We start from the raw sequence: 21,064 nt of genomic DNA, 5'->3' as shown, positions 1-21,064 counted from the left end.
GGGATGGTTTTAGAAAAACAGCTTCAATCGACGAGGTTGTCGGCGCGCACGAGCCGTTGCTCGGCTTCCAGATGCATTTCTGACACGCGTCCATACAGTTGGCGCGTGCGTTCGAGCCTGCCGATCACACCGGGCTTCTGCGAGTACGCGAAGATCGCTGTATGCCGGTCGATTCCGCCTTGCACCTTGGTGACGCGGTGCAGCGAAAAGCGTCCTTTGAACAGTTGCAGATCGCCGGGCTGCAACGTGATCACGTTGATCGGCGCACGGGTCTCGCCGCGCACCACGCTGCCCACGTCGCCATAGTTCTCGCCCTGGGGAGAACGGATGTTCGGGCAATACTCGAAATCGCCGCCCGCCTCCGGCTGTTGCGTCATCATCGAGACGATGAATTCGTTGGTGTCGTAGTGCCACGGCTGTTCGGTGCCCGGCGGCATGACGTTCTGAACCAGTCCGGCATAGGGATCCGCGTATTCCCAGACACGCGCTTCACCGAGGCAGGCGGCAACGAAGCGCTTCATCGCGAGAGCCACATAGATGCGATGCACGATCGCATCGGCGGGAATGACATCGCGGGTGACGAAGCCGCTGGTGCGGTCCATGAAGACGCGGCGCGGATCGTCGGCGGGCAGCGACGGATCGTCCGCCGTGAAGTAGGCGTTGACCTTACGAGTCGAAAAGTAGGTCTTGGCCGCCAGCGCCACGCCCTCGGCCCGCGCCTGGACGAGCGCCTCAGGCCGCAGGAAACCGTGCAGCACCGCGCTGCCGTTGCCCGCCAGGTGGGCGCGGCAGCTTGCGACCAGCTCGCGCATACGGGGGTGGTCCGGATCGTGCAACGGATAGCGCCCGGTATCGACGATGTCGCTCAAATCATTGCATTCGGCATCGGCAAGAGGAAGGACTGACACGGCGGGACTCCAGATTAGGGGTTCAGACTGATTTGTGACGCGAATTGTTTTCGACAACAATCACCTCACTGACGCCCCCATGTTTTGATCGCCAAATTTCTTTGGAAAGCGAGTAATTCCGATGGCTTCCATCAGCGGACCCGATTGGTCGAAACTGAGTTCTCTGGACCCCGAACTGGTGCGGGCGTTCGTTGCCGTGGTCGATAGCGGCGGATTTACCGCGGCGGCCAGATTGCTGCACCGCACACAGTCGACCATCAGTCTGCGGATTCGCACGCTGGAGGACCGGCTGGAAACGCACATGTTTCTGCGTAACAGCCGGCGGTTGGCTTTGTCGCGCGATGGCGAGAATTTCTTGATTCACGCTCGGCGCATTATTCAGGTGCAGAACGAGGCGATTGCTGCGCTGAACCGGAGTAATAGTGATGGGGTGATCCGGTTTGGGCTGCCTGAGGACTATGCGGAGTTGTGGCTGCCTGAGTTGCTCAAGAAGTTTTATGCGCTGAGGCCGGGCGCGCGGCCGCATATTCATTGCCGGATGTCGTTGGAGTTGCTCGAGCGGCTGCAGGCTGGGGAGTTGGATCTGGCGCTAGTGGTGCGGCATGGGTCGCAGACCAGTGGGCGGCATCTCGGGCGTGAGGAAGTGGTGTGGGCGGCGCATCGGGATTTTGTTTTGGAACCAGGGGTTCCTGTGCCGTTGGCTTTGTTTCCTGAGACTTGCTGTTATCGGCAGCGGGGGCTTGAGGCGCTTGCCGCGCTTGAGCGGCAGTATCAGGTCGTTTATACCAGTCAGAGTCCTACTGGGATTAAGGTTGCTGTTAATCATGGGGCGGCTGTCACTATTATCGATCGGTGTACTTTGCCGGATAACTGGCGGGTGCTGGGGGTTCGGGATGGGCTGCCGGTTTTGCCTGCGGCTGACCTTGAGTTGCATCGGGCTTCCGTTAATCGGGATCCTGCGGTGGATGTGCTTGCTGGATTGATTGAGGAGATGGTGGAGGAGAGGCGCAACGTTGTTGTTGGAGTTGCTGCTTAGTTTTTTGCTGTTTTTTTTGCCTTGCGCGGCGCTTGTTTGTCAGTGTTCTTGGGGCTTTGGCCTTTCCTTGAATTGTTAGTGGTCTATTAGTGTTGCCCCTCTGCGGGGCGGCACCTACTTCTCTTTGCCGGCTGCAAAGAGAAGTAGGCAAGAGAAAGCAGCTCAAACCACTCCTGCTAAGTGGGCACCGTGGTTTGCCCAGGGTAGTGGTGCATCTGGAATCTGGGTTCGTGCACCGGCATGCGCTTGTGACAAGGGACTCATTCTTCCGGCGGCGCTGCGCGCGCCGAAGCGTACTTCTTAACACCGTCTGGTTCGCCCCCCTTCTCGCTTCGTCCTGCATCGCGTTCGGTCGCGCCGTACCTCGCCTTAACTTGGCTTGCCTCGCGTGTTGTTCGCTCGCTCTTCAATTGAATAGTTCGGATCGCAGACGGTTCGCGGTTCGGTTTTCGCCTCCCCTCCGATTGCTCCATCGGTGTTTCCGATTGGTGCCATCAGAATTCCTCGCTTTGCAAAAAGTATTGTCCGGAAAATCATGCGTCGGCCACTTGCCAAACCATTCCGGAGATCTTATGAAAAAGAAAGTCCTCGCTGTAGCCCTGGTCGGCGTCGTCGCCTCCCCCGCTTTCGCGCAAAGCAGCGTGACGCTGTATGGAGTCATCGATGAAGGGATCGACTATACGAATAACGTCGGACACGGTAGCGTCGTGGAACTCGCCAGCGGTTACGCTCAAGGCAGTCGCTGGGGCTTGAAAGGCTCGGAAGATCTCGGGGGTGGCCTCAAAGCAATCTTTCAACTCGAAAATGGCTTCGATCTGAATTCCGGGCGGCTCAATCAAGGTGGGCGCATGTTTGGGCGGCAAGCCTATGTGGGGCTGAGCAGCGATCGCTTCGGCTCCGTTACGCTTGGCCGTCAATACGATTCGGTCGTCGACTATCTCGCGCAAACTACCGCCAACGGCAATTGGGCAGGCTATCTGTTCGCGCACCCGTACGATAACGACAATACCGATAACTCGTTTCGTGTCGATAACACCATCAAATACGCCAGCCCGGATTTCTCGGGGTTTCAGTTCGGTGGCACGTATAGCTTCAGCAACGATACGAATTTCGCCAACAATCGTCAGTACAGCTTCGGCGCTCAATACGCAAACGGCGGTCTGCTGGTCGCGGCGGCCTATTTGCAGGCGAATAATCCCGGCGTGGGTTCCAACGGCGCAATTACCGCCAACGATGCAAGCTTCATCGCCGGCCGCATGCGCGTGTTCGGCGGCGGGATCAATTACACGTTCGGCTCGGCTACCGTCGGCTTCGCGTATACCAACTCGAACTACAAAGATCCAACCGGTAATGGGTATATCGGTATCCCGCTTGCCGCGAACGGCGTCGTGCTGAATACGCTCAAATACCAGAACTTCGAAGTGAACGGCAAATACCAGATCACACCCGCATTCTTTGTCGGCGCACAGTATGTCTACACGATGGAGACATACGACGCCTCGACCGGCAGCGTGAAACCCAAAATCCACTCCGTCGGACTGATGGCTGACTACAACCTGTCCAAACGCACGGACGTCTATGTTCAAGGCGAGTACCAGAAGGTCGCCGGCAGTTCTACCAACTCGATTCTCGACGACGCATTCATCCCAGGCACGCAGTCCCCCTCGTCGACGCAGAATCAGGTCGTGGCGCGCGTGGCACTTCGCCATAAGTTCTAAAAGTCGCGTTGCCACGCGTCAGCTCGATCACTCAAGACAAACACGGAATGCGTGACTCACCTTGCATTCCGCTGTCAATCCAGTCAACTTGACTCCCGGCAGATGTGAAGGTAACCTTCGTAGGTAACCTTCACATCTGCCGGTATGTCCAGCAACGACACTCAGCCCACACGGCCCCTCTCCGATCCCGACGCGTTGCATGCAACGGCGGAAGATTTGCGCGTACTTGTCGGCAAGTTGCGCCGCCGGTTGCGCGAAGAAGCCCATGTGGGCGATTTCACGCCGTCGCAGGTGCAGGTTCTCAGTCTGCTGGAACGCGAAGGTCCGGCAACGGTCACCACGCTCGCGCGCATCCTCGGTATGCGGCCGCAATCCATGGGCGAGACGCTTTCAGTTCTGAAAGCGGCCGGACTCGTGAGTGGCGCACCCGACCCGAACGACGGGCGGCAAACCGTTCTCTCCCTCACGCCGGCCTTCGGCAAGAAGATCAAGGCAAGCCGCGCGGCACGCGAAGACTGGCTATTCCGTACGATCCAGACCCGCTTCTCCGCCGCCGAACAGAAACAACTCGCGATTGGCGTCGACTTGCTCAAACGCCTCATCGACTCGTAACTCTCAGGAAAACACCATGGCCCTCACGACGCTCGACGCAAAGACCGCATTGGTCGTCATCGATTTGCAGCAAGGCATCGTCGCGCTGCCCACCGCCCACCCCACCAGCGAAGTCGTCAAGCGCTCCGTTGGGCTGGCCGATGCATTTCGCCGCCACGGTCTGCCGGTGGTGCTCGTCAACGTGGCGGGCGGCGCGCCCGGTCGCGCGGAACAGTCGCGTCCCGCCGGTGACTTCCCCGCCGGCTTTGCGGACCTCGTTCCCGAACTGAATCAGCAGCCGTCGGATCATCTGGTGACCAAACGCACGTGGGGCGCGTTCACGAACACCGACCTCGAAGCGTATCTGCGCAAACAAGGCGTCACGCAGGTGGTATTGGTCGGCGTGGCTACCAGCATCGGCGTCGAGTCCACAGCGCGTTTCGCACAGGAACTCGGCTTCAACGTCACGTTCGCGGTGGACGCGATGACGGACATGAACCTGGACGCTCACACCAACAGCATCACGCGAATCTTCCCGCGCCTCGGCGAAACCGGCTCGACGCAGGACGTCCTCGATCTGCTCGAGACATCGCGCGCATGATCATGTGTCTGAACCGCTGCACAGTGCGAATCGTCCACGCGGGGATGTCCCGGTGAGTGGCACATTCCGTTCACTGCGCACGTTCAACTACCGGGTCTGGGCCAGCGGCGCAATCGTCTCCAACGTCGGGACATGGATGCAACGCACCGCGCAAGACTGGCTCGTGCTCACGGAACTCACGCATCACAATGCAACCTCCGTGGGCATTGTGATGTCGCTGCAGTTCGGGCCGCAAATGCTCCTGCTGCCCCTAACCGGCTATGCGGCCGATCATTTCGATCGCCGCAAGCTGCTGTTCGCCACCCAGGGGGCGATGGGCACGTTGGCGTTATGCCTCGGGCTTCTCACCGTGACCGGCCTCGTGCAGTTATGGCAGGTCTACGTGTTCGCGGGCTTGCTCGGCTGTGTCACCGCGTTCGATTCACCGGCGCGTCAGACCTTTGTCTCCGATCTGGTGAGAGAAGCCGATCTGTCGAACGCGGTCGCGCTGAACTCCACCTCGTTCAACGCGGCGCGCATGATCGGGCCTGCCGTCGCGGGGCTGTTGATCGCCTCGGTAGGCACGGGCTGGGTGTTTCTGATCAACGGGCTCTCCTTCGTCGCCGTGCTCGGTTCGCTGCGCATGCTGCGCATCAGCGAACTGAATCTGAAACCACGTGCGACACGCACGCGCGGCAGCTTCGTGGAAGGCTTCAAGTATGTGTGGACCCGTCCCGATCTGAAAGCCGCGCTGTTGATGATGTTTCTGATCGGTACGTTCGGGCTGAACTTCCCGATCTTCATCTCGACCATGTCGGTCACCGCCTTTCATGCGGGTGCGAGTCAATACGGTGTGCTGAGCTCGACCATGGCAATCGGTTCGGTAACCGGAGCGCTGCTTGCCGCACGCAGAGCGAAACCTCGTATGGCTCTTCTGCTCGGCGCAGCGGCGGTTTTTGGCGTGGGCTGCACGGTCGCCGCGCTAATGCCGAACTACGTATTATTCGGCCTGGCGCTCGTCGTGGTTGGCGTGGCGACGCAGACGTTCAACACGTCGACGAACAGCCTCGTGCAAATCTCCACTGAGCCGGCCATGCGTGGCCGGGTGATCGCGATCCTGCTGGCCATCGCGCTAGGCGGCACGCCACTCGGCGCGCCGGTGGTGGGTTGGGTCGCGGATCGCTTCGGCCCGCGTTGGGCGCTCGGCGTCGGCGCTGCATCGGGCTTCGCCGCGGCGATCGTCGGCTTGATGTATCTGGTCAAGTATCGTCAGTTGCGCGTGTATGTCGAGGCGGGGCGTTTGCGCTACAGCATTGACGACCCGCGCCAGGCGCCGCCTTATGTCAGTCCTGTTACGGCAGTACGGAATGCCGTGTTGAGCGAAGAGGAAGAGGAAGAGGATTCGTCCGCTGGGGTTTAAGGGCCGCTGCGCAAAGCGCAACGAAGCGCCCCGTCATTTCGTCGAGCAACGCGGCCGGCCCGCAGCTATACTCGTGTGCATCATGAAGCCCGCCGCATGGTCATTCAGCCGCAGTTGCCACGCCGATCCGGCGTGTGCGCACGCGCGCCTCGCCACGGCGCGTCTCAATCCCCTGCTGAACGTGATTCTCGCTTTCTGGGCGATCTGGCATTGCCGTCACGCGCGCCCCCCGCTGTTCTCTCTGCATCCGCTCGCCTGAACTGAATCCGACGCCGCCATCCGCGGCTCTTCCGATTTTTTTCGTCGCTTCGCGCGCCTGATGCGGAGGACGAGGCACGCGCCAATGCGCAGAGAGAACCGACATGCAATTCGCCCACGAACAGGAAGCGCTGAGTTTCCTTGAACAGAATCCCGATATCGATCTGATCGAACTCTTTATCGTCGACGCCGCCGGCGTGCCGCGCGGCAAGCTGCTTCATCGTGAAGAACTACTCGCCGTGTATCGCGGCGGACGGCCGCTGCCGAGCGCGATCATGAATCTGACCATCAACGGCGACGACACCGAAGACAGCGGCCTCGTCTGGGACGTGGGCGATATCGACTGCCGCGCCTATCCGCTGCCGGGCAGCCTCGTGCGCCTGCCGTGGCGCAAGATGCCGACCGCCGCCGTGCAGGTTCAGATGCACCCCGAAGAAGGCCTGCCCGCCGGCGTCGCCGATCCACGGCAACTGCTTGCGCGCATCGTCGACGATCTGCAAGCGGAGGGTTTCTTTCCGGTGATGGCGTGCGAACTCGAGTTCTATCTGCTGGATGCAAAACTCGACGCACAGGGTCGTCCGCAACCCGCGCTCGATACCGACGGCCGCCGTCCGCGAACAACCCAGGTGTATGGCCTGCGCGAACTCGAACAGATCGAACCGTTCCTGAAGGATCTCTACGATGCCTGCCGCGAACAGAACATTCCGGTACGCACTGCGATTTCCGAATACGCACCGGGCCAGGTGGAGATCACACTCGAACACGGCCCCGCGCTCGAAGCGATGGATCATGCCGTGCGCTACAAGCGCATCGTCAAAGGGGTCGCGAACGCGCACGGCATGAGCGCATGTTTCATGGCGAAGCCGTTCGCCGACATCGCAGGTTCCGGCATGCACATGCACGTGAGCCTCGCCAATGAAGCCGGCGACAACCTGTTCGCCTCAGAAGACAAAGCCGGCACGCCACTGCTGCGCCAGGCCGTGGGCGGCATGTTGCACGGTCTGCTCGATTCGATGCTGATGTTCTGCCCGAACGCGAACTCGTATCGCCGCTTCCAGGCAAACAGCTACGCGCCGTGCACGCCGACATGGGGCGTCGACAACCGCACAGTCAGCCTGCGCGTGCCGGGCGGTCCGGCGCCGAGCCGGCACGTCGAACATCGCGTGTGCGGCGCCGATGCGAATCCGTATCTCGCTGCCGCGGCTATTCTCGCGGCCTCACACCACGGCATTCGCGAACGCCTTGACCCGGGGGCGCCGATCGAAGGCAACGGTTATGCGCAAGCCACCACACTGCTGCCCACCGACTGGTTGAGCGCCTTAAACGCGCTCGAACAGTCAGACTGGGCGAGGGACGTATTTGGCGCAAAATTCCTTAAGGTGTTCCTGGCGATCAAGCGCGCCGAGTACCGGCAGTTCATGGGCGAAGTCGGTGAACAGGACTGGCGCTGGTATCTGAACCAAGCCTGATTGTTTGTCGCTGCGTGCCGCGTGCACGCTGCTGATTCATTGCAAAAAAGCCGCGCCTGAAAAATCGGGCGCGGCTTTTGAACTACGGCAATACTGTTCTATTGCTTACTTCGCCACCGGCATCGTGAACTCGGCACCCTTCGCGATGCTATCCGGCCAGCGCTGCATGATGCTCTTGTAGCGCGTATAAAAACGCACGCCTTCTTCGCCATATGCATGGTGATCGCCGAACAGCGAACGCTTCCAGCCGCCGAACGAGTGCCATGCCATCGGCACCGGAATCGGCACATTTATGCCGACCATGCCCACCTGAATCTGCCGGCCAAACGCGCGCGCCACACCACCATCCGACGTAAAGAGCGACACGCCGTTGCCAAACTCGTGCGCATTGATTAACTCGACCGCGCTCGCGAAATCGGGCACGCGCACCACCGCCAGCACCGGGCCGAAGATCTCTTCCTTGTAGATCTTCATCTCCGTACCGACCTGGTCGAACAGCGTCCCGCCGATGAAGAAACCGTCTGCGTTCGTGACCGGATGCGCGCGGCCATCGACGATCAGCTTCGCGCCTTCCGCCACACCCGAGTCGATATAGCCGGCCACCTTGGCCTTATGTTCGGCTGTAACCAACGGGCCCATTTCAGCGTCGAGGTTCTCGCCGTTCTTGATCACCAGCGACTTCACGCGCGGCACCAGGCGCTCGATCAGTTCATCGGCGACATTGCCCACCGCCACCGCGACCGAGATCGCCATGCAGCGCTCGCCTGCCGAACCGTACGCGGCGCCGATCAAGGCGTCCACCGCCTGGTCCAGATCGGCGTCCGGCATCACCACCAGATGATTCTTCGCGCCGCCGAGCGCCTGCACGCGCTTGCCGCGCTTCGATGCTTCCGTATAGATATATTCGGCGATCGGCGTGGACCCGACAAACGACAGCGCCGCGACGTCCGGGTGTTCGATCAGCGCATCCACGGCCACCTTGTCGCCGTTCACGACGTTGAACACGCCATCAGGCAAACCGGCTTCCTTCAGCAGTTCGGCAATGCGCAACGACGCCGACGGGTCACGCTCCGACGGCTTCAGCACGAACGTGTTGCCGCAGGCAAGCGCAACCGGGAACATCCACATCGGCACCATCACCGGGAAATTGAACGGTGTGATCCCCGCCACTACGCCCAGTGCCTGACGCAGATTCCAGTTGTCGATGCCGCCGCCGATCTGGTCGGTGAAATCGGTCTTCAGCAGATTCGGAATGCCGCAAGCAAACTCGACCACTTCGATGCCGCGCACCACCTCGCCTTGCGCGTCCGTGAACACCTTGCCGTGTTCGCGGGTGATCAGCATCGCCAGTTCGTCGTGGTGTTTGTTCAGCAGTTCCTTGAACTTGAACAGAATGCGGGCACGCTTGATCGGCGCGGTTTCGCTCCAGGCGGGAAAGGCAGCCTTGGCGGCCTTGACCGCCGCGTCCACTTCCTCGACCGATGCCAACGCGACCGAGCCGGTCACCTGGCCGGTGGCGGGATTGAACACGTCCTTGAAGCGGCCGCTGGTCGACGCAGCCGGTGCACCGCTGATGTAATGCCCCAACTGCTGCACCGACAACTTCGCTTGTTCGTTCACTGCATTCATTTCGTTCCTCGTGTACGGGATAGGCCGCAGGGGTTGACCCGCCAACTGTATCGACGGCGCCGGTCATATTCCCGATACAGCACAATAAAACCGCGCCTCACTGTATTGTTTTTCACGAGGCAACTGTATTGGCCGGTGGGGCCGGCGCAACGTCAGGCAAAGACGCCCAACTCAGCGCCATTGCTCGGTCAATTCATTGGCCAGCACCATCTTCTCGCGGATGAGCTCGATAAAGTCTGCGTCCGCGCCGTTCTGCGCCTTGAGGAATTTCAGCGCCGCGGAATGAACGGCTCGCATCGACCGGCCGTCGATCCCGGCCATGCGCGCCGCGCTGCGACGCGTTTCCTCAACCAGATCGCGCGCGCTGCTGAAGTCGGGTGACAGGCCGGTCTGCGCCTCGAACCCGGCGCGCAATCCGGCCGCATAGTCACGCGACTGCCCCAGCCGGTCGACGTCGATCATCAGATCAACGCCGTCGGCCATACGCAACGCACAGAGAATCCATAGCGCAACGAAGGCTCGATACGCGTTATTGCCTTCCGCCGTGCGCGCGTATTGCTCGCACGCCATGGCGTAAGCGTCATCCGAAGTAGGCACGGCAGGCGGCAAGCTCACGCCGCAGATTTCGATGGCCTGCCGGACCAAGGGCTCCGTCTGGTTCAGGCCCAGCACGCGAAACGGTGCGGCCAAGAAAAACGGATTGCTCCATTGCTGATTAAGCAGCCACCCCGAGGCGAACTGCGATGCGGGATTTCGCAACACGGCTGCATGCATGACCTGCGGGAAGGCTTGCTTGAGCCACGGCAGCCGGCCCGACGAACGGCAAAACTTGAAGACGGGCACGCTGCCGTGCTCGGCGGTGCGTTCGCACAGGTTGGCCAGATAGGCCTGCAAGGCGGGGAATTCCGCATCGGGTGCAGGTGCAAAGCGATCGGTGCCGAAGCGCTTCCTGTATCCGGCTACGCCACGCGCGCCCTCCTGAAGGAACGGCCGGTATTCTTCGAAATATGGCGCGGCGAGCGGCGGGTGTCCAGAGGTCAACGTAGGACGGGACGCGGAAACGTCGGCGAGGCTCAGATCGGCGAGTACGTTGCTGAACGGCTCATAGAATCCAGTCACGGAATCAAGTGCGCGCAGACGCGACCAGACCCACGTTCCTGCGCTGCGCCAGCCCGTGTGCAGAAATACCCCCTGTTTCAGGGCACTTTGTTGCGCGGCGACGCCAGGACTCGGTCCTTGTGACAACGGCATGGGACTTCTCTTCAAATGGAAGTAACAACGATTCGACGGACGGCAGGTGCTGCCTGCCCCATCTCGCTCAATCGCCCACTTTAGCGAGTGAAGCTGTCGACTTCGTTACGGAGGTATCAGTCTACCTTGCAAGAACGTCTTGTGACGCACTGGAACAGCGCATCCAAACGCTTTAAGCTGCCAGACTCCGAACTCAAAAGTTGCCGCTATGAACGACTCGGCCGATATCCGGTTTCTGCTGGCCATCCGCGAAAGTGGCAGCCTGATCGCCGCGGCGCGAAGACTGGGGCTGTCGCCCTCGGCGGTGACCCAGCGCCTGCAGCAGCTCGAAAAGAAACTGGACACGCAGTTGGTGAACCGCACGGCGCGCCGTTTGCAGTTCACGGAAGAGGGCGTGCTCCTATGCGAACGCGGCGCCGAACTGGTCCAGCAGTTCGACTCGCTGTTCGAAGACCTGCAGACACGCCGGGGCGGTCTGGTCGGCACGCTGAAAATCAATGCGCCGCTGGGATTCGGCCGCCGCCACCTGGCGCCCGCCATCGCCGACTTCCAGCAGCAAAACCCGGATATCGACGTGGCGCTCACACTGTCCGACCAGCCATTGACCGAAACGATGGACCGCTTCGACATCGTCGTGCATATCGGCGATTTGCCGGTATCGAATCTGGTCGGTTATGCGATCGCACCGAATGCGCGCTTCGCGTGCGCCGCACCTGCGCTGCTCAAACGTATTGGTCAGCCGGAGTCACCGGAAGCGTTGAGCAAGCTGCCGTGCATCGTGCTGCGCGAGAACAACGAGGACGTCTCGCTGTGGCAGTTCAGCAAGGGCCGCACGCGCCGCAGCGTGCGCGTTTCTCCGCATTTGAGTTGCAACGACGGCGACGTGATCCGCCAGTGGGCTTGCGAAGGCCGCGGCGTGATCCTGCGCTCCGAATGGGACGTGGCCGAGGACATCGCGAGGGGAAGACTCGTACGGTTGCTGCAAGGCTGGAAGGCACCAGACGCCGACGTGATCGCGCTCACGCATCAGCGAACGGGAATGCCCGCTCGTACGCGGCATTTCATGCAGTACCTGCAAGGTAGATTCAGGCCGCAGCCGCCGTGGAGAAGATAACGCGCGAAACGTGGCGAATCACGCCGCTAATGACAGATTCATTCAAACTGAATTTTAGAGTTACCTTGGCTGAACTCCACGCGAGCAATGAAACTTTATAATCGGCTCACCGTTCCTCGCCGGTTAAATCATGACCTCCGTATCGACTCCGACCGCCTACCCCAAGGCCGTCCTCTTCGACCTCCTGACCGCCCTGCTCGATTCGTGGACGTCATGGAATCACGCCGCGGGCTCCGAACAGCTAGGCCGTGCGTGGCGCGCCGCCTATTTGCGCCTGACCTACGGCTGCGGCCGCTACGTTGCGTACGAACAATTGGTGCGCGAGGCGGCGGCTGAAGTTGGATTGCCTGAATCCGCCGCGCTCGCGCTCGAAACCGACTGGCTGAAACTTGCCCCCTGGAGTGGCGCTCTCGACGCCTTGCAGGCGCTCAGCCCGCATTGCAAACTGGCGATCGTCACCAACTGCTCGATCCGCCTCGGCACGCAGGCTGCCGGGCTTTTCCCGATCCACTGGGACGCTATCGTCACCGCTGAAGAAGCCGGCATGTACAAGCCGGACCCGTTGCCTTACCGGCTCGCGCTCGGCAAACTTGGCGTGGGTGCCCATGAGGCCGCGTTCGTGGCCGGTTCCAGCTACGACATGTTCGGCACAGCCGCGGTCGGGTTGAGGACATACTGGCACAACCGCGTAGGTCTGCCGCTGGTGGCGGCAGCACAGCCGCCCGACATCGAAGCGCCCACGCTCGACTCGCTGATCCCATGGCTCAGCCGGTTCGGCCAGACCGAAAGCCACTCCATTCCCCGGTGAAACCATGAAACTCGAGCACATCGACACCCCTGCCGCGCTGATCGACATCCCCCGGATGCAGAAGAACATCGCGAGAATGCAGGGACATATGAACACACTGGGGGTCGCATTCCGTCCGCACGTCAAGACCACCAAATGCGTCGACGTGGTCCGTGCGCAAATCGCCGCCGGTGCGCGCGGCATCACGGTCTCGACCCTCAAAGAGGCGGAGGCCTTCTTCGCGGCCGGCGTCAGCGATATTCTCTACGCGGTCAGCATCGCGCCTTCAAAACTGCCGCGAGCGTTGGCGCTGCGCCGCCAGGGTTGCGATCTGAAACTGGTGGTCGACAATCCGACCGCCGCCTCGGCCATCGCCGCGTTCGCGGACCAGCACGGCGAATCCTTTGAGGTGTGGATCGAGGTGGACACGGATGGCCACCGCTCGGGGATTACGCCGGAACAGGACACGCTGCTCGAAGTCGGCCGGATTCTGCATGAGAACGGCGTCAAGGTGGGCGGCGTGATGACCCACGCGGGTTCCAGCTACGAGCTTCATACGCCGGAGGCGCTCGCCGCGCTGGCGGAGCAGGAACGCGCCGGCTGCGTGCGCGCGGCGCAACGGCTGCGCGACGCAGGCATTCCGTGCCCAGCCGTCAGCGTCGGGTCGACGCCCACGGCGCTGGCCGCCGGGCAACTGGATGGCGTAACCGAAGTGCGAGCCGGGGTCTACGTTTTCTTCGATCTGGTGATGCACAACGTAGGCGTGTGCGCGCTTGAAGATATCGCGCTCAGCGTGCTCGCCACCGTAATCGGGCATCAGGAGGATAAAGGCTGGGCGATTCTCGACGCCGGCTGGATGGCGATGAGCCGGGATCGTGGCACCTCGAAGCAGTCGCACGATTTTGGCTACGGCCAGCCATGTCTGCTGAACGGAACACCGCTTGGCGGTTATGTGGTGAGCGGCGCCAATCAGGAGCATGGGATTCTGTCGTCATCGGAAGAAGGCGCGCATGCCGACGACATCGCGCAGCGCTTTCCGATCGGGATGAAGCTGCGCATCCTGCCGAATCATGCATGCGCGACCGGCGCACAGTTCCCCGAGTATCACGCGGTTTCGGCGAATGGCGACAGCGTCGAGTGGCGGCGCTTTCAAGGGTGGTGAGGAGCGGGTCAAACCGCGGCACGGTGCCACCGTGCGCGACTATCTGCGCTGCGCTTACAAAAAGCTCGGCATGCACGACAAAAGCCAGATTCCATGGCCTCGCGGGTTGAGAGAGAACGCTGCCACAAACCCCTCGGCGCCCAACCAGGGCGATTGAGCCTCCGCTTCACTCATCCTCTTCTTCGAGGCCGGCAAGCAGATCGTCGACCGCGCGATACACGCGCTCGACGATTTCCGGCCCGACCTTGCGCTCCAGCTCGCGATAGTGCGCCTCGAGATCCTTCGAGATCACGCGCACCAGGTCCACGCTCGTCTCGGTGAGCGACACCAGCACGCGGCGCTGGTCTTCCGCGAAACGCTCCTTGGTCACCAGTTCCATGCTCTCCATGCGCGCGAGCACACCCGCCATGCTCGGGCTCGAAATCGTGCAGATATCGGAGATGTGACGCGGCTCCATCGGCCCGTGCTCATTGAGCGCGCGAATCACGCGCCATTGCTGCTCGGTCAGTCCGTGCGCGGTAATCAATGGCCGGAAACGCTCCATCATTTTTTCTCTGGCGCGCAGCAACAACATCGGCAGGTTGCGGTGCAAAACTCGGGTAGAAGCGGATGCGGACATGGCGGATAAGTTAAAAGCAACTGTCGAAGCTTAAGGGAAAACCCGCGATCGGCCGACAGGCTATTGACCGTGGATGATATCAAGCGCAATACTACTAACATGTTAGTGTTTTTGCCGAGAGACAGCTAATTTATGTTTGCACTTGCCGATCACCTGCTGCATCCGGAAGGCGACGCGCTGCCTCGCGACGTGGATGCGCACACCGTTGCCGCGCTGCTCGCACGCGGCATTGCCTGCCGTGCGCCGGTTTCCGGCGCAGTTTATGGAACCTTGCTGAACGACCGGGCCGCTTTGGAGGCCTTGGGCGAGGCGGCGCATGCCGCGCCCTACAAGGCCCCGCCCAAGGCGCCGATTCTCTATCTGAAGCCGCGCAATACACTCGCCGGTCATCGCGCACGAGTCGTCGTGCCTGACGATGCATTGGGCGTGGAAGTTGGCGCTTCGCTGGGTATCGTGATCGGTCGCACTACAACACGCGTTAGCGCGGATCAAGCGTTCGACTACATCGCCGGCTACACACTGGTCGCCGATCTGAGCGTGCCGCATAGGAGCGTGTACCGGCCTTCGGTACGGTTCCGGGCGCGCGACGGTTTTTGCGTGATCGGACCGGCGGTGGTTGCAGCGCGTCATATTGCTGCGCCGGACAATCTGGCGATCACGGTTTCGCTTCCAGAACGCGAGGTCTTCACTGCGAATACTGCGTCGTCGGTACGCAACGTGGCGCAATTGCTTGCGGACGTAACCGATTTCATGACACTGAGTGCCGGCGATGTCATTACGCTCGGCGTGCCTCATGGTTCGCCAGTTGCCCATTTCGGCGACACGGCCACGCTATCGATTGGCGGATTGCCGCCGCTCGAGGTGTCGTTTGTCGGTGCAGCAGAACAAGATGGAGAACAGCAATGATGCGCGGCCGTGTTGCGTATGCAGGAGCGATTCACGAAGCCTATCCGGACGCCAACGGCGTGCGCCTCGCCGACGGCCGCGTGCGTCGTGAGGATGAAGTGGTGTGGCTCGCGCCGATCGAGGTCGGCACGATCTTCGCGCTTGGCTTGAACTACGCGGAGCACGCGAAGGAATTGCAGTTCAACAAGCAGGAAGAGCCGCTGGTCTTTCTCAAGGGTCCGGGCGCGGTCATCGGTCACCGCGGCTTCACGCGCCGCCCCGGCGACGTCACCTTCATGCACTACGAGTGCGAGCTGGCGGTGGTCATCGGCCAAACCGCGCAGAACGTCAAGCGCGACGACGCCATGCAGCATGTGGCCGGCTACATGATCGCCAACGACTACGCGATCCGCGACTACCTGGAAAACTACTACCGCCCCAACCTGCGCGTGAAGAATCGCGACGGCGGCACGGTGCTCGGCCCCTGGTTCGTCGATGCCGCCGATGTTGAAGACGTCACGCAACTCGAATTGCGCACCTTCGTGAACGGCACGCGGCAGCAACACGGCAACACGCGCGATCTCGTCACCGGTATCCCGGCGTTGATCGAATACCTGAGCAGCTTCATGACCCTCGCACCCGGCAACGTGATTCTGACCGGCACGCCGGAAGGCATCGTCAACGTCAATGCGGGCGACGAAGTGGTCTGCGAAATCGACGGCCTTGGCCGTCTCGTCAATACGATTGCATCCGACGCGGACTTTGGCCGCGCCTGATCGACTGCTTTGCATGGGATCGGAGTAAGACTAAAGCGCTAACCCCGATCGACAGCTAAAGAGAAAGGACAAGACAATGCGAATCGAACATCTGATCAACGGCAAATCGAGCGCCGCAAAAGACTACTTCGAGACCGTCAATCCGGCAACGCAAGAGGTGCTCGCGCAAGTGGCGCGCGGCGGAGCGGAAGAAGTCGACGCCGCCGTGCGTGCGGCCAAAGAGGCGTTTCCGGCATGGGCCGGCAAGCCCGCAGCGGAACGCGCAAAAATCATCCGCAAGCTCGGCGAGTTGATCGCGAAGAACGTGCCGGACATCTCCGAGACCGAGACGAAGGACACCGGTCAAACGATCTCGCAGACGCGCAAGCAGCTCGTGCCGCGCGCCGCCGACAACTTCAGCTATTTCGCGGAGATGTGCACACGCGTCGACGGCCACACGTATCCCACCGATACGCATCTGAACTACACGCTGTTCCATCCGGTCGGCGTCTGCGCACTGATTTCGCCGTGGAACGTACCGTTCATGACGGCAACGTGGAAAGTCGCACCCTGCCTCGCGTTCGGCAATACCGCCGTGTTGAAGATGAGCGAACTGTCGCCGCTGACCGCCTCGATGCTCGGCAATCTCGCGCTCGAAGCCGGAATTCCCGCCGGCGTGCTGAACGTCGTGCACGGCTTTGGCAAGGACACCGGCGAACCGCTGGTGGCGCACCCGGATGTGCACGCAGTGTCGTTCACCGGATCGACGGCAACCGGCAACCGCATCGTGCAAACGGCCGGCCTGAAGAAGTTTTCGATGGAACTGGGCGGCAAGTCACCCTTCGTGATTTTCGACGACGCCGATTTCGAACGCGCGCTCGATGCCGCCGTGTTCATGATCTTCTCGAACAACGGCGAACGCTGCACGGCGGGTTCGCGCATTCTGGTGCAGCGCTCGATTTATGCTCGCTTTGCCGAGCGTTTCATCGAACGCGCAAAACGTTTGACGGTGGGCGATCCGCTGGCCGACAGCACGATCGTCGGCCCGATGATCAGCCAGGGGCATCTGGCCAAGGTGCGCAGCTACATCGAACTGGGTCCGAAGGAAGGCGCCACGCTCGCGTGCGGCGGACTCGATGCGCCCGACTTGCCCGAATCCATGCGCAAAGGCAACTTCGTGCAGCCGACGGTATTCGTCGACGTCGACAACCGCATGCGAATCGCGCAGGAAGAAATTTTCGGCCCGGTCGCCTGCCTGATTCCGTTCGACGACGAAGCCGACGCAATCAAACTCGCCAACGACATCTCCTACGGCCTGTCGAGCTACATCTGGACCGAGAGCACCGGCCGCGCGCTCCGCGTCGCCGCGGCTGTGGAAGCAGGCATGTGCTTCGTCAACAGCCAGAACGTGCGCGATCTGCGCCAGCCGTTCGGCGGCACCAAGGCATCGGGCGTCGGCCGCGAAGGCGGTACGTGGAGCTATGAAGTGTTCCTCGAACCGAAAAACGTGTGCGTATCGCTCGGCTCCCATCACATTCCGCGCTGGGGCGTCTGAAACGCGGGTCATTTGCGCGCGAGGGCATCACGCCTCGCGCCACACAGAACAGGAGACCGCGATGGGCAAACTCGCGTTGGCAGCAAAAGTCACTCACGTCCCGTCGTTATATCTATCCGAACTCGACGGCCCGCATAAGGGCTGCCGCCAGCCGGCAATCGACGGCCACCATGAAATCGGCCGGCGTTGCCGTGAATTGGGTGTGGATACGATCGTCGTCTTCGACGTGCATTGGCTGGTGAACAGCGAATACCACATCAATTGCGCGCCGAAGTTCGAAGGCGTCTATACGAGCAACGAACTGCCGCATTTCATCAAGAACATGCCGTACGCGTATCCCGGCAATGTCGGTCTCGGCGATCTGATCGCGGAAGTCGCCAACGAAATGGGCGTGAAGAGCCGCGCCCACAGCGAGACCACGCTCGAACTCGAGTACGGCACGCTGGTGCCGATGCGCTATATGAACAGCGACCAGCACTTCAAGACCGTATCGGTAGCTGGCTGGTGCATGTGGCACGACCTCGAAACGAGCGCGCGCTTCGGCCTCGCCGTACGCAAGGCCATCGAGGGCCGTTACGACGGCACCGTGGCGATTCTGGCGAGCGGATCGCTGAGCCACCACTTCGCCACCAACGGCACAGCCGAGCAGTTCATGCACAAGGTGTGGAGCCCATTTCTCGAACAGATGGACCGCCGGGTGGTCGAGTTGTGGGAGGCTGGCGACTGGAAAACTTTCTGCGAGATGTTGCCACTCTATAACGAGAAGTGCTGGGGCGAAGGCGGCATGCACGACACCGCGATGCTGCTCGGTGCACTGGGTTGGGATCGTTACGACGGCAAGGTTGAAGTCGTCACCCCGTATTTCGGGAGTTCGGGCACTGGCCAGATCAATGCGATCTTCCCCGTGACGCCCCTGCCCGCTTGAGTCCTGAGAAAGGAGCTTACCGTGCCCCATTTGACACTCGAATACAGCGCCAATCTTGCTGATGAAGCAAGCATCGGACAGCTTTGCACCTCACTCGCGGCTTGCCTTGACGCGCAGCGCGACAACGAGCAACGCGTTTTTCCGCTCGGCGGCATCCGCGTGCGCGCCTTGCGCTGCGACCAGTACTGCATCGCCGACGGCCGACCCGACGCCGCCTTCCTGCATGCGAACCTGAAGATCGCCGCGGGCCGCTCGGACGCCACCAAAAAAGCGACCGGCGACGCACTGTTTGAAGCGATCAAACAGCACTTCGCCGCAGAGTTTGAAAAACAGGGACTGGCGTTGTCGCTGGAGATCAATGAATTCAGCGAATCCGGCACGTGGAAACACAACAATTTGCACGCGCGGCTTAAGGCCTGAGACCCGGCCTGGAGCCTGGAGCCTGGAGCCTAGGCCCGAGACCTGGGCTTGAGGCTTGAGGCTTGAGACCCGGGCTTGACGCTTCGGCCGAACATTCCGACCCGCTAGCTGGGCCTAGCAGCCGCTCATAGAGAATCTATCATGCTAGACGAACAGACAATCCGCGAGCTTGCGGCGCAACTCGACAACGCCGAGAAAACGCGCACCCAACTGCGCCACTTCTCGGCGAAGTATCCCGACATGACCGTACAGGACGGTTACGCGATCCAACGCGAGTGGGTAAAGCTCAAACTGGCCGAAGGCCATGTAATCAAGGGGCGCAAAATCGGCCTGACGTCACGCGCGATGCAGCGTTCGTCACAGATTGACGAACCCGACTACGCGCCGTTGCTCGACAGCATGTTCATCGAAGGCGGCCAGGACATCCGCGCCGACCGCTTCATTGCACCGCGCGTGGAAGTCGAACTGGCCTTCGTATTGAGCAAGCCCTTGAAGGGCCCTGGCGTCACACTCTTCGATGTTCTGGACGCCACGGCCTACGTGACCCCGGCCGTGGAGATTATCGACGCCCGCATCGAACAATTCGACCGCGAGACGAAGGCGCCGCGCAAGGTCTACGACACCATCTCCGACTTCGCGGCGAATGCCGGCATCGTACTGGGCGGCCGACCGGTGCGTCCGCTGGACGTCGACCTCCGCTGGGTTGGCGCATTGCTCTATAAGAACGGCGCCGTGGAAGAAAGCGGCCTCGCGGCCGCGGTACTGAACCACCCCGCGACGGGCGTCGCATGGCTCGCCAACAAGATCGCTCCATACGACGAAATCCTGAACGCGAACGACGTAATTCTGAGCGGCTCCTTCACGAGCCCGATCCCGGCAAGAGCGGGCGACACCTTCCACGTCGACTATGGCCCGCTGGGCGGCATTGGTTTGAATTTCATTTGAGTGTGCCGACATGTCTCTACCGCAAAACACATTCAAGCGTGCGCTAGCAGAGGGCAAGCCGCAATTCGGCTTATGGGCGGCGCTTGCCGATGCGTACGTGACTGAGTTGCTGGCCACGGCCGGCTTCGATTGGTTGTTGATTGACAACGAGCACGCACCGAACGATATCCGCAGCACGCTGGCGCAATTGCAGGCGGTAGCTGCCTACGCATCGCATCCGGTGGTACGTCCCGTACGAAGCGACAGCGCATTGATCAAGCAATTGCTCGACATAGGCGCCCAAACCTTACTGCTCCCGATGATCGACACGGCGGAGCAAGCTGCGGACGCAGTCGCGGCAACGCGCTACCCACCGCATGGCATTCGCGGCGTGGGGAGCGCATTGGCGCGGGCATCGCGCTGGAACCGGATACCGGACTACCTGACCACAGCGTCGCAGGAGTTGTGCGTACTGGTCCAGGTAGAAACCGTGCAAGGCATGGATAATCTTTCGGCTATTGCGGCGGTGGAAGGCATTGACGGCGTATTTTTCGGACCCGCGGACCTGAGCGCGTCGATGGGCTTGCTGGGTAAGCCAGGCGACGCGAGCGTACGTGAGGCGATATGCAATGGCATCAGGAAGGTGCGGGACGTCGGCAAGGCGGCGGGCGTGCTAGCGCCGGACGCGGGGATTACCGCCGAATATCTGGCGGCAGGCGCGACGTTTGTGGCGGTGGGAACAGACACGGGTCTATTGAGCCGGGCAGCAGCAGATCTGGCGGCCTCATATAAAAGGACAGCACCAACGGCAACACCGACGAAGGGCGGCTATTAACAAAACCGCGGCGATGGGTTTCAGAAAACAAAACAGCAGCGACCGGTTTTAGAAGTACTCTTCGGCGCGCGCAGCGCCGCCGGAAGAATGACACCCTTGTCACAAGCGCATGCCGGTGCACGAACCCAGATTCCAGATGCACCACTACCCTATGCAAACCACGGTGCCCACTTAGCAGGAGTGGTTTGAGCCGCTTTCTTTGCTTATCTTTCTTTGCGGCGGC

General features: G+C 61.3%; 21 protein-coding genes and 1 pseudogene. 18 read left to right on the top strand and 4 right to left on the bottom strand.

Annotated elements, in window-relative coordinates:
• Positions 1-23: 23 nt before the first annotated feature.
• Positions 24-908 carry a HalD/BesD family halogenase gene (locus tag P3T25_RS41145; protein ID WP_429362948.1) on the bottom strand — a complete coding sequence of 295 codons (885 nt, stop codon included), beginning with the start codon at positions 906-908 and terminating at the stop codon, positions 24-26.
• 121 nt (positions 909-1,029) lie between these two features.
• Here P3T25_RS41145 and P3T25_RS41140 point away from each other — a divergent pair, with 121 nt between their 5' ends.
• The 7 genes from P3T25_RS41140 to P3T25_RS41110 all read left to right on the top strand — a co-directional run bounded on the left by P3T25_RS41140 (position 1,030) and on the right by P3T25_RS41110 (position 7,980).
• Entirely contained in the window at positions 1,030-1,944 is a 915-nt protein-coding gene (locus tag P3T25_RS41140; protein ID WP_429362946.1) for a LysR substrate-binding domain-containing protein, read from the top strand.
• 572 nt (positions 1,945-2,516) lie between these two features.
• Complete coding sequence (locus P3T25_RS41135) at positions 2,517-3,662, top strand: porin (RefSeq protein ID WP_154567130.1); 1,146 nt, start codon at positions 2,517-2,519, stop codon at positions 3,660-3,662.
• 144 nt (positions 3,663-3,806) lie between these two features.
• On the top strand, positions 3,807-4,274 hold the full coding sequence (locus P3T25_RS41130; RefSeq protein WP_154567129.1) for a MarR family winged helix-turn-helix transcriptional regulator: 468 nt from the start codon (positions 3,807-3,809) through the stop codon (positions 4,272-4,274).
• 16 nt (positions 4,275-4,290) lie between these two features.
• Complete coding sequence (locus tag P3T25_RS41125) at positions 4,291-4,854, top strand: isochorismatase family protein (RefSeq protein ID WP_171926644.1); 564 nt, start codon at positions 4,291-4,293, stop codon at positions 4,852-4,854.
• 52 nt (positions 4,855-4,906) lie between these two features.
• Complete coding sequence (locus tag P3T25_RS41120) at positions 4,907-6,253, top strand: MFS transporter (protein ID WP_168436002.1); 1,347 nt, start codon at positions 4,907-4,909, stop codon at positions 6,251-6,253.
• 82 nt (positions 6,254-6,335) lie between these two features.
• Positions 6,336-6,512, top strand: a complete 177-nt coding sequence (locus P3T25_RS41115) for a hypothetical protein (RefSeq protein WP_166618364.1) — start codon at positions 6,336-6,338, stop codon at positions 6,510-6,512.
• Between the two features lie 103 nt (positions 6,513-6,615).
• Positions 6,616-7,980: a glutamine synthetase family protein gene (locus tag P3T25_RS41110; protein ID WP_154567127.1), complete on the top strand. Its 1,365-nt coding sequence runs from the start codon at positions 6,616-6,618 to the stop codon at positions 7,978-7,980.
• Positions 7,981-8,085: 105 nt separating this feature from the next.
• On the opposite strand, the gene P3T25_RS41105 is transcribed toward P3T25_RS41110, so the two are convergent.
• The gene (locus P3T25_RS41105; RefSeq protein WP_093632881.1) at positions 8,086-9,609 is read right to left on the bottom strand and encodes a CoA-acylating methylmalonate-semialdehyde dehydrogenase; all 1,524 of its coding nucleotides are present in this window, start codon (positions 9,607-9,609) and stop codon (positions 8,086-8,088) included.
• Between the two features lie 171 nt (positions 9,610-9,780).
• Positions 9,781-10,860 carry a hypothetical protein gene (locus tag P3T25_RS41100; protein WP_154567126.1) on the bottom strand — a complete coding sequence of 360 codons (1,080 nt, stop codon included), beginning with the start codon at positions 10,858-10,860 and terminating at the stop codon, positions 9,781-9,783.
• A 208-nt stretch (positions 10,861-11,068) separates the two neighbouring features.
• On the opposite strand from P3T25_RS41100, the gene P3T25_RS41095 reads away from it, so the two are divergent.
• The 4 genes and pseudogenes from P3T25_RS41095 to P3T25_RS41080 all read left to right on the top strand — a co-directional run.
• Complete coding sequence (locus tag P3T25_RS41095; protein ID WP_429362941.1) at positions 11,069-11,974, top strand: LysR family transcriptional regulator; 906 nt, start codon at positions 11,069-11,071, stop codon at positions 11,972-11,974.
• 130 nt (positions 11,975-12,104) lie between these two features.
• Positions 12,105-12,782, top strand: coding sequence for an HAD family hydrolase (locus P3T25_RS41090; RefSeq protein WP_154567124.1), 678 nt, complete (start codon positions 12,105-12,107; stop codon positions 12,780-12,782).
• 4 nt (positions 12,783-12,786) lie between these two features.
• Positions 12,787-13,923 carry a DSD1 family PLP-dependent enzyme gene (locus P3T25_RS41085; protein WP_429362938.1) on the top strand — a complete coding sequence of 379 codons (1,137 nt, stop codon included), beginning with the start codon at positions 12,787-12,789 and terminating at the stop codon, positions 13,921-13,923.
• Between the two features lie 25 nt (positions 13,924-13,948).
• Positions 13,949-14,080: pseudogene (locus P3T25_RS41080) on the top strand (DNA-binding response regulator); the annotation flags it as partial.
• Positions 14,081-14,089: 9 nt separating this feature from the next.
• Here the strand turns inward: P3T25_RS41080 and hpaR are convergent.
• A complete protein-coding gene (gene hpaR, locus P3T25_RS41075) occupies positions 14,090-14,497 on the bottom strand; it encodes a homoprotocatechuate degradation operon regulator HpaR (protein WP_097393792.1) in 408 nt (135 codons plus the stop codon).
• Positions 14,498-14,674: 177 nt separating this feature from the next.
• Between hpaR and P3T25_RS41070 the strand changes: the two genes are divergently transcribed.
• The 7 genes from P3T25_RS41070 (at position 14,675) to hpaI (ending at position 20,841) form a co-directional block, all read left to right on the top strand.
• Positions 14,675-15,448, top strand: coding sequence for a fumarylacetoacetate hydrolase family protein (locus tag P3T25_RS41070; protein ID WP_154567121.1), 774 nt, complete (start codon positions 14,675-14,677; stop codon positions 15,446-15,448).
• Complete coding sequence (locus P3T25_RS41065; protein ID WP_154567120.1) at positions 15,445-16,203, top strand: fumarylacetoacetate hydrolase family protein; 759 nt, start codon at positions 15,445-15,447, stop codon at positions 16,201-16,203. Before P3T25_RS41070 ends, P3T25_RS41065 begins: the two co-directional genes overlap by 4 nt.
• Positions 16,204-16,279: 76 nt before the next feature.
• A complete protein-coding gene (gene hpaE / locus P3T25_RS41060; RefSeq protein ID WP_154567119.1) occupies positions 16,280-17,737 on the top strand; it encodes a 5-carboxymethyl-2-hydroxymuconate semialdehyde dehydrogenase in 1,458 nt (485 codons plus the stop codon).
• 61 nt (positions 17,738-17,798) lie between these two features.
• On the top strand, positions 17,799-18,662 hold the full coding sequence (hpaD, locus tag P3T25_RS41055) for a 3,4-dihydroxyphenylacetate 2,3-dioxygenase (protein WP_154567118.1): 864 nt from the start codon (positions 17,799-17,801) through the stop codon (positions 18,660-18,662).
• 21 nt (positions 18,663-18,683) lie between these two features.
• On the top strand, positions 18,684-19,082 hold the full coding sequence (locus P3T25_RS41050) for a 5-carboxymethyl-2-hydroxymuconate Delta-isomerase (protein WP_168436001.1): 399 nt from the start codon (positions 18,684-18,686) through the stop codon (positions 19,080-19,082).
• A gap of 141 nt (positions 19,083-19,223) precedes the next feature.
• Positions 19,224-20,027: a 2-oxo-hept-4-ene-1,7-dioate hydratase gene (gene hpaH, locus P3T25_RS41045; protein WP_429362934.1), complete on the top strand. Its 804-nt coding sequence runs from the start codon at positions 19,224-19,226 to the stop codon at positions 20,025-20,027.
• A 10-nt stretch (positions 20,028-20,037) separates the two neighbouring features.
• The gene (gene hpaI, locus P3T25_RS41040) at positions 20,038-20,841 is read left to right on the top strand and encodes a 4-hydroxy-2-oxoheptanedioate aldolase (RefSeq protein WP_154567115.1); all 804 of its coding nucleotides are present in this window, start codon (positions 20,038-20,040) and stop codon (positions 20,839-20,841) included.
• Positions 20,842-21,064 lie beyond the last annotated feature (223 nt).

The sequence above is a fragment of the Paraburkholderia sp. GAS32 genome (assembly GCF_050434225.1).
Classification (GTDB): domain Bacteria; phylum Pseudomonadota; class Gammaproteobacteria; order Burkholderiales; family Burkholderiaceae; genus Paraburkholderia; species Paraburkholderia madseniana.
Note: the sequence above shows the minus strand (reverse complement) of the source record. Positions and strands in the feature narration are given on the sequence as shown.

Excerpts from the sequence above, each read along its gene's own strand:
- hpaE (WP_154567119.1), top strand. The coding sequence starts at position 16,280 with ATGCGAATCGAACATCTGATCAACGGCAAATCGAGCGCCGCAAAAGAC.
- P3T25_RS41130 (WP_154567129.1), top strand. The coding sequence starts at position 3,807 with ATGTCCAGCAACGACACTCAGCCCACACGGCCCCTCTCCGATCCCGAC.
- P3T25_RS41110 (WP_154567127.1), top strand. The coding sequence starts at position 6,616 with ATGCAATTCGCCCACGAACAGGAAGCGCTGAGTTTCCTTGAACAGAAT.
- P3T25_RS41125 (WP_171926644.1), top strand. The coding sequence starts at position 4,291 with ATGGCCCTCACGACGCTCGACGCAAAGACCGCATTGGTCGTCATCGAT.
- hpaH (WP_429362934.1), top strand. The coding sequence starts at position 19,224 with ATGCTAGACGAACAGACAATCCGCGAGCTTGCGGCGCAACTCGACAAC.
- P3T25_RS41085 (WP_429362938.1), top strand. The coding sequence starts at position 12,787 with ATGAAACTCGAGCACATCGACACCCCTGCCGCGCTGATCGACATCCCC.
- P3T25_RS41105 (WP_093632881.1), bottom strand. The coding sequence starts at position 9,609 with ATGAATGCAGTGAACGAACAAGCGAAGTTGTCGGTGCAGCAGTTGGGG.
- P3T25_RS41065 (WP_154567120.1), top strand. The coding sequence starts at position 15,445 with ATGATGCGCGGCCGTGTTGCGTATGCAGGAGCGATTCACGAAGCCTAT.
- hpaR (WP_097393792.1), bottom strand. The coding sequence starts at position 14,497 with ATGTTGTTGCTGCGCGCCAGAGAAAAAATGATGGAGCGTTTCCGGCCA.
- P3T25_RS41095 (WP_429362941.1), top strand. The coding sequence starts at position 11,069 with ATGAACGACTCGGCCGATATCCGGTTTCTGCTGGCCATCCGCGAAAGT.
- P3T25_RS41070 (WP_154567121.1), top strand. The coding sequence starts at position 14,675 with ATGTTTGCACTTGCCGATCACCTGCTGCATCCGGAAGGCGACGCGCTG.
- P3T25_RS41100 (WP_154567126.1), bottom strand. The coding sequence starts at position 10,860 with ATGCCGTTGTCACAAGGACCGAGTCCTGGCGTCGCCGCGCAACAAAGT.
- hpaD (WP_154567118.1), top strand. The coding sequence starts at position 17,799 with ATGGGCAAACTCGCGTTGGCAGCAAAAGTCACTCACGTCCCGTCGTTA.
- P3T25_RS41090 (WP_154567124.1), top strand. The coding sequence starts at position 12,105 with ATGACCTCCGTATCGACTCCGACCGCCTACCCCAAGGCCGTCCTCTTC.
- hpaI (WP_154567115.1), top strand. The coding sequence starts at position 20,038 with ATGTCTCTACCGCAAAACACATTCAAGCGTGCGCTAGCAGAGGGCAAG.
- P3T25_RS41135 (WP_154567130.1), top strand. The coding sequence starts at position 2,517 with ATGAAAAAGAAAGTCCTCGCTGTAGCCCTGGTCGGCGTCGTCGCCTCC.
- P3T25_RS41140 (WP_429362946.1), top strand. The coding sequence starts at position 1,030 with ATGGCTTCCATCAGCGGACCCGATTGGTCGAAACTGAGTTCTCTGGAC.
- P3T25_RS41115 (WP_166618364.1), top strand. The coding sequence starts at position 6,336 with ATGAAGCCCGCCGCATGGTCATTCAGCCGCAGTTGCCACGCCGATCCG.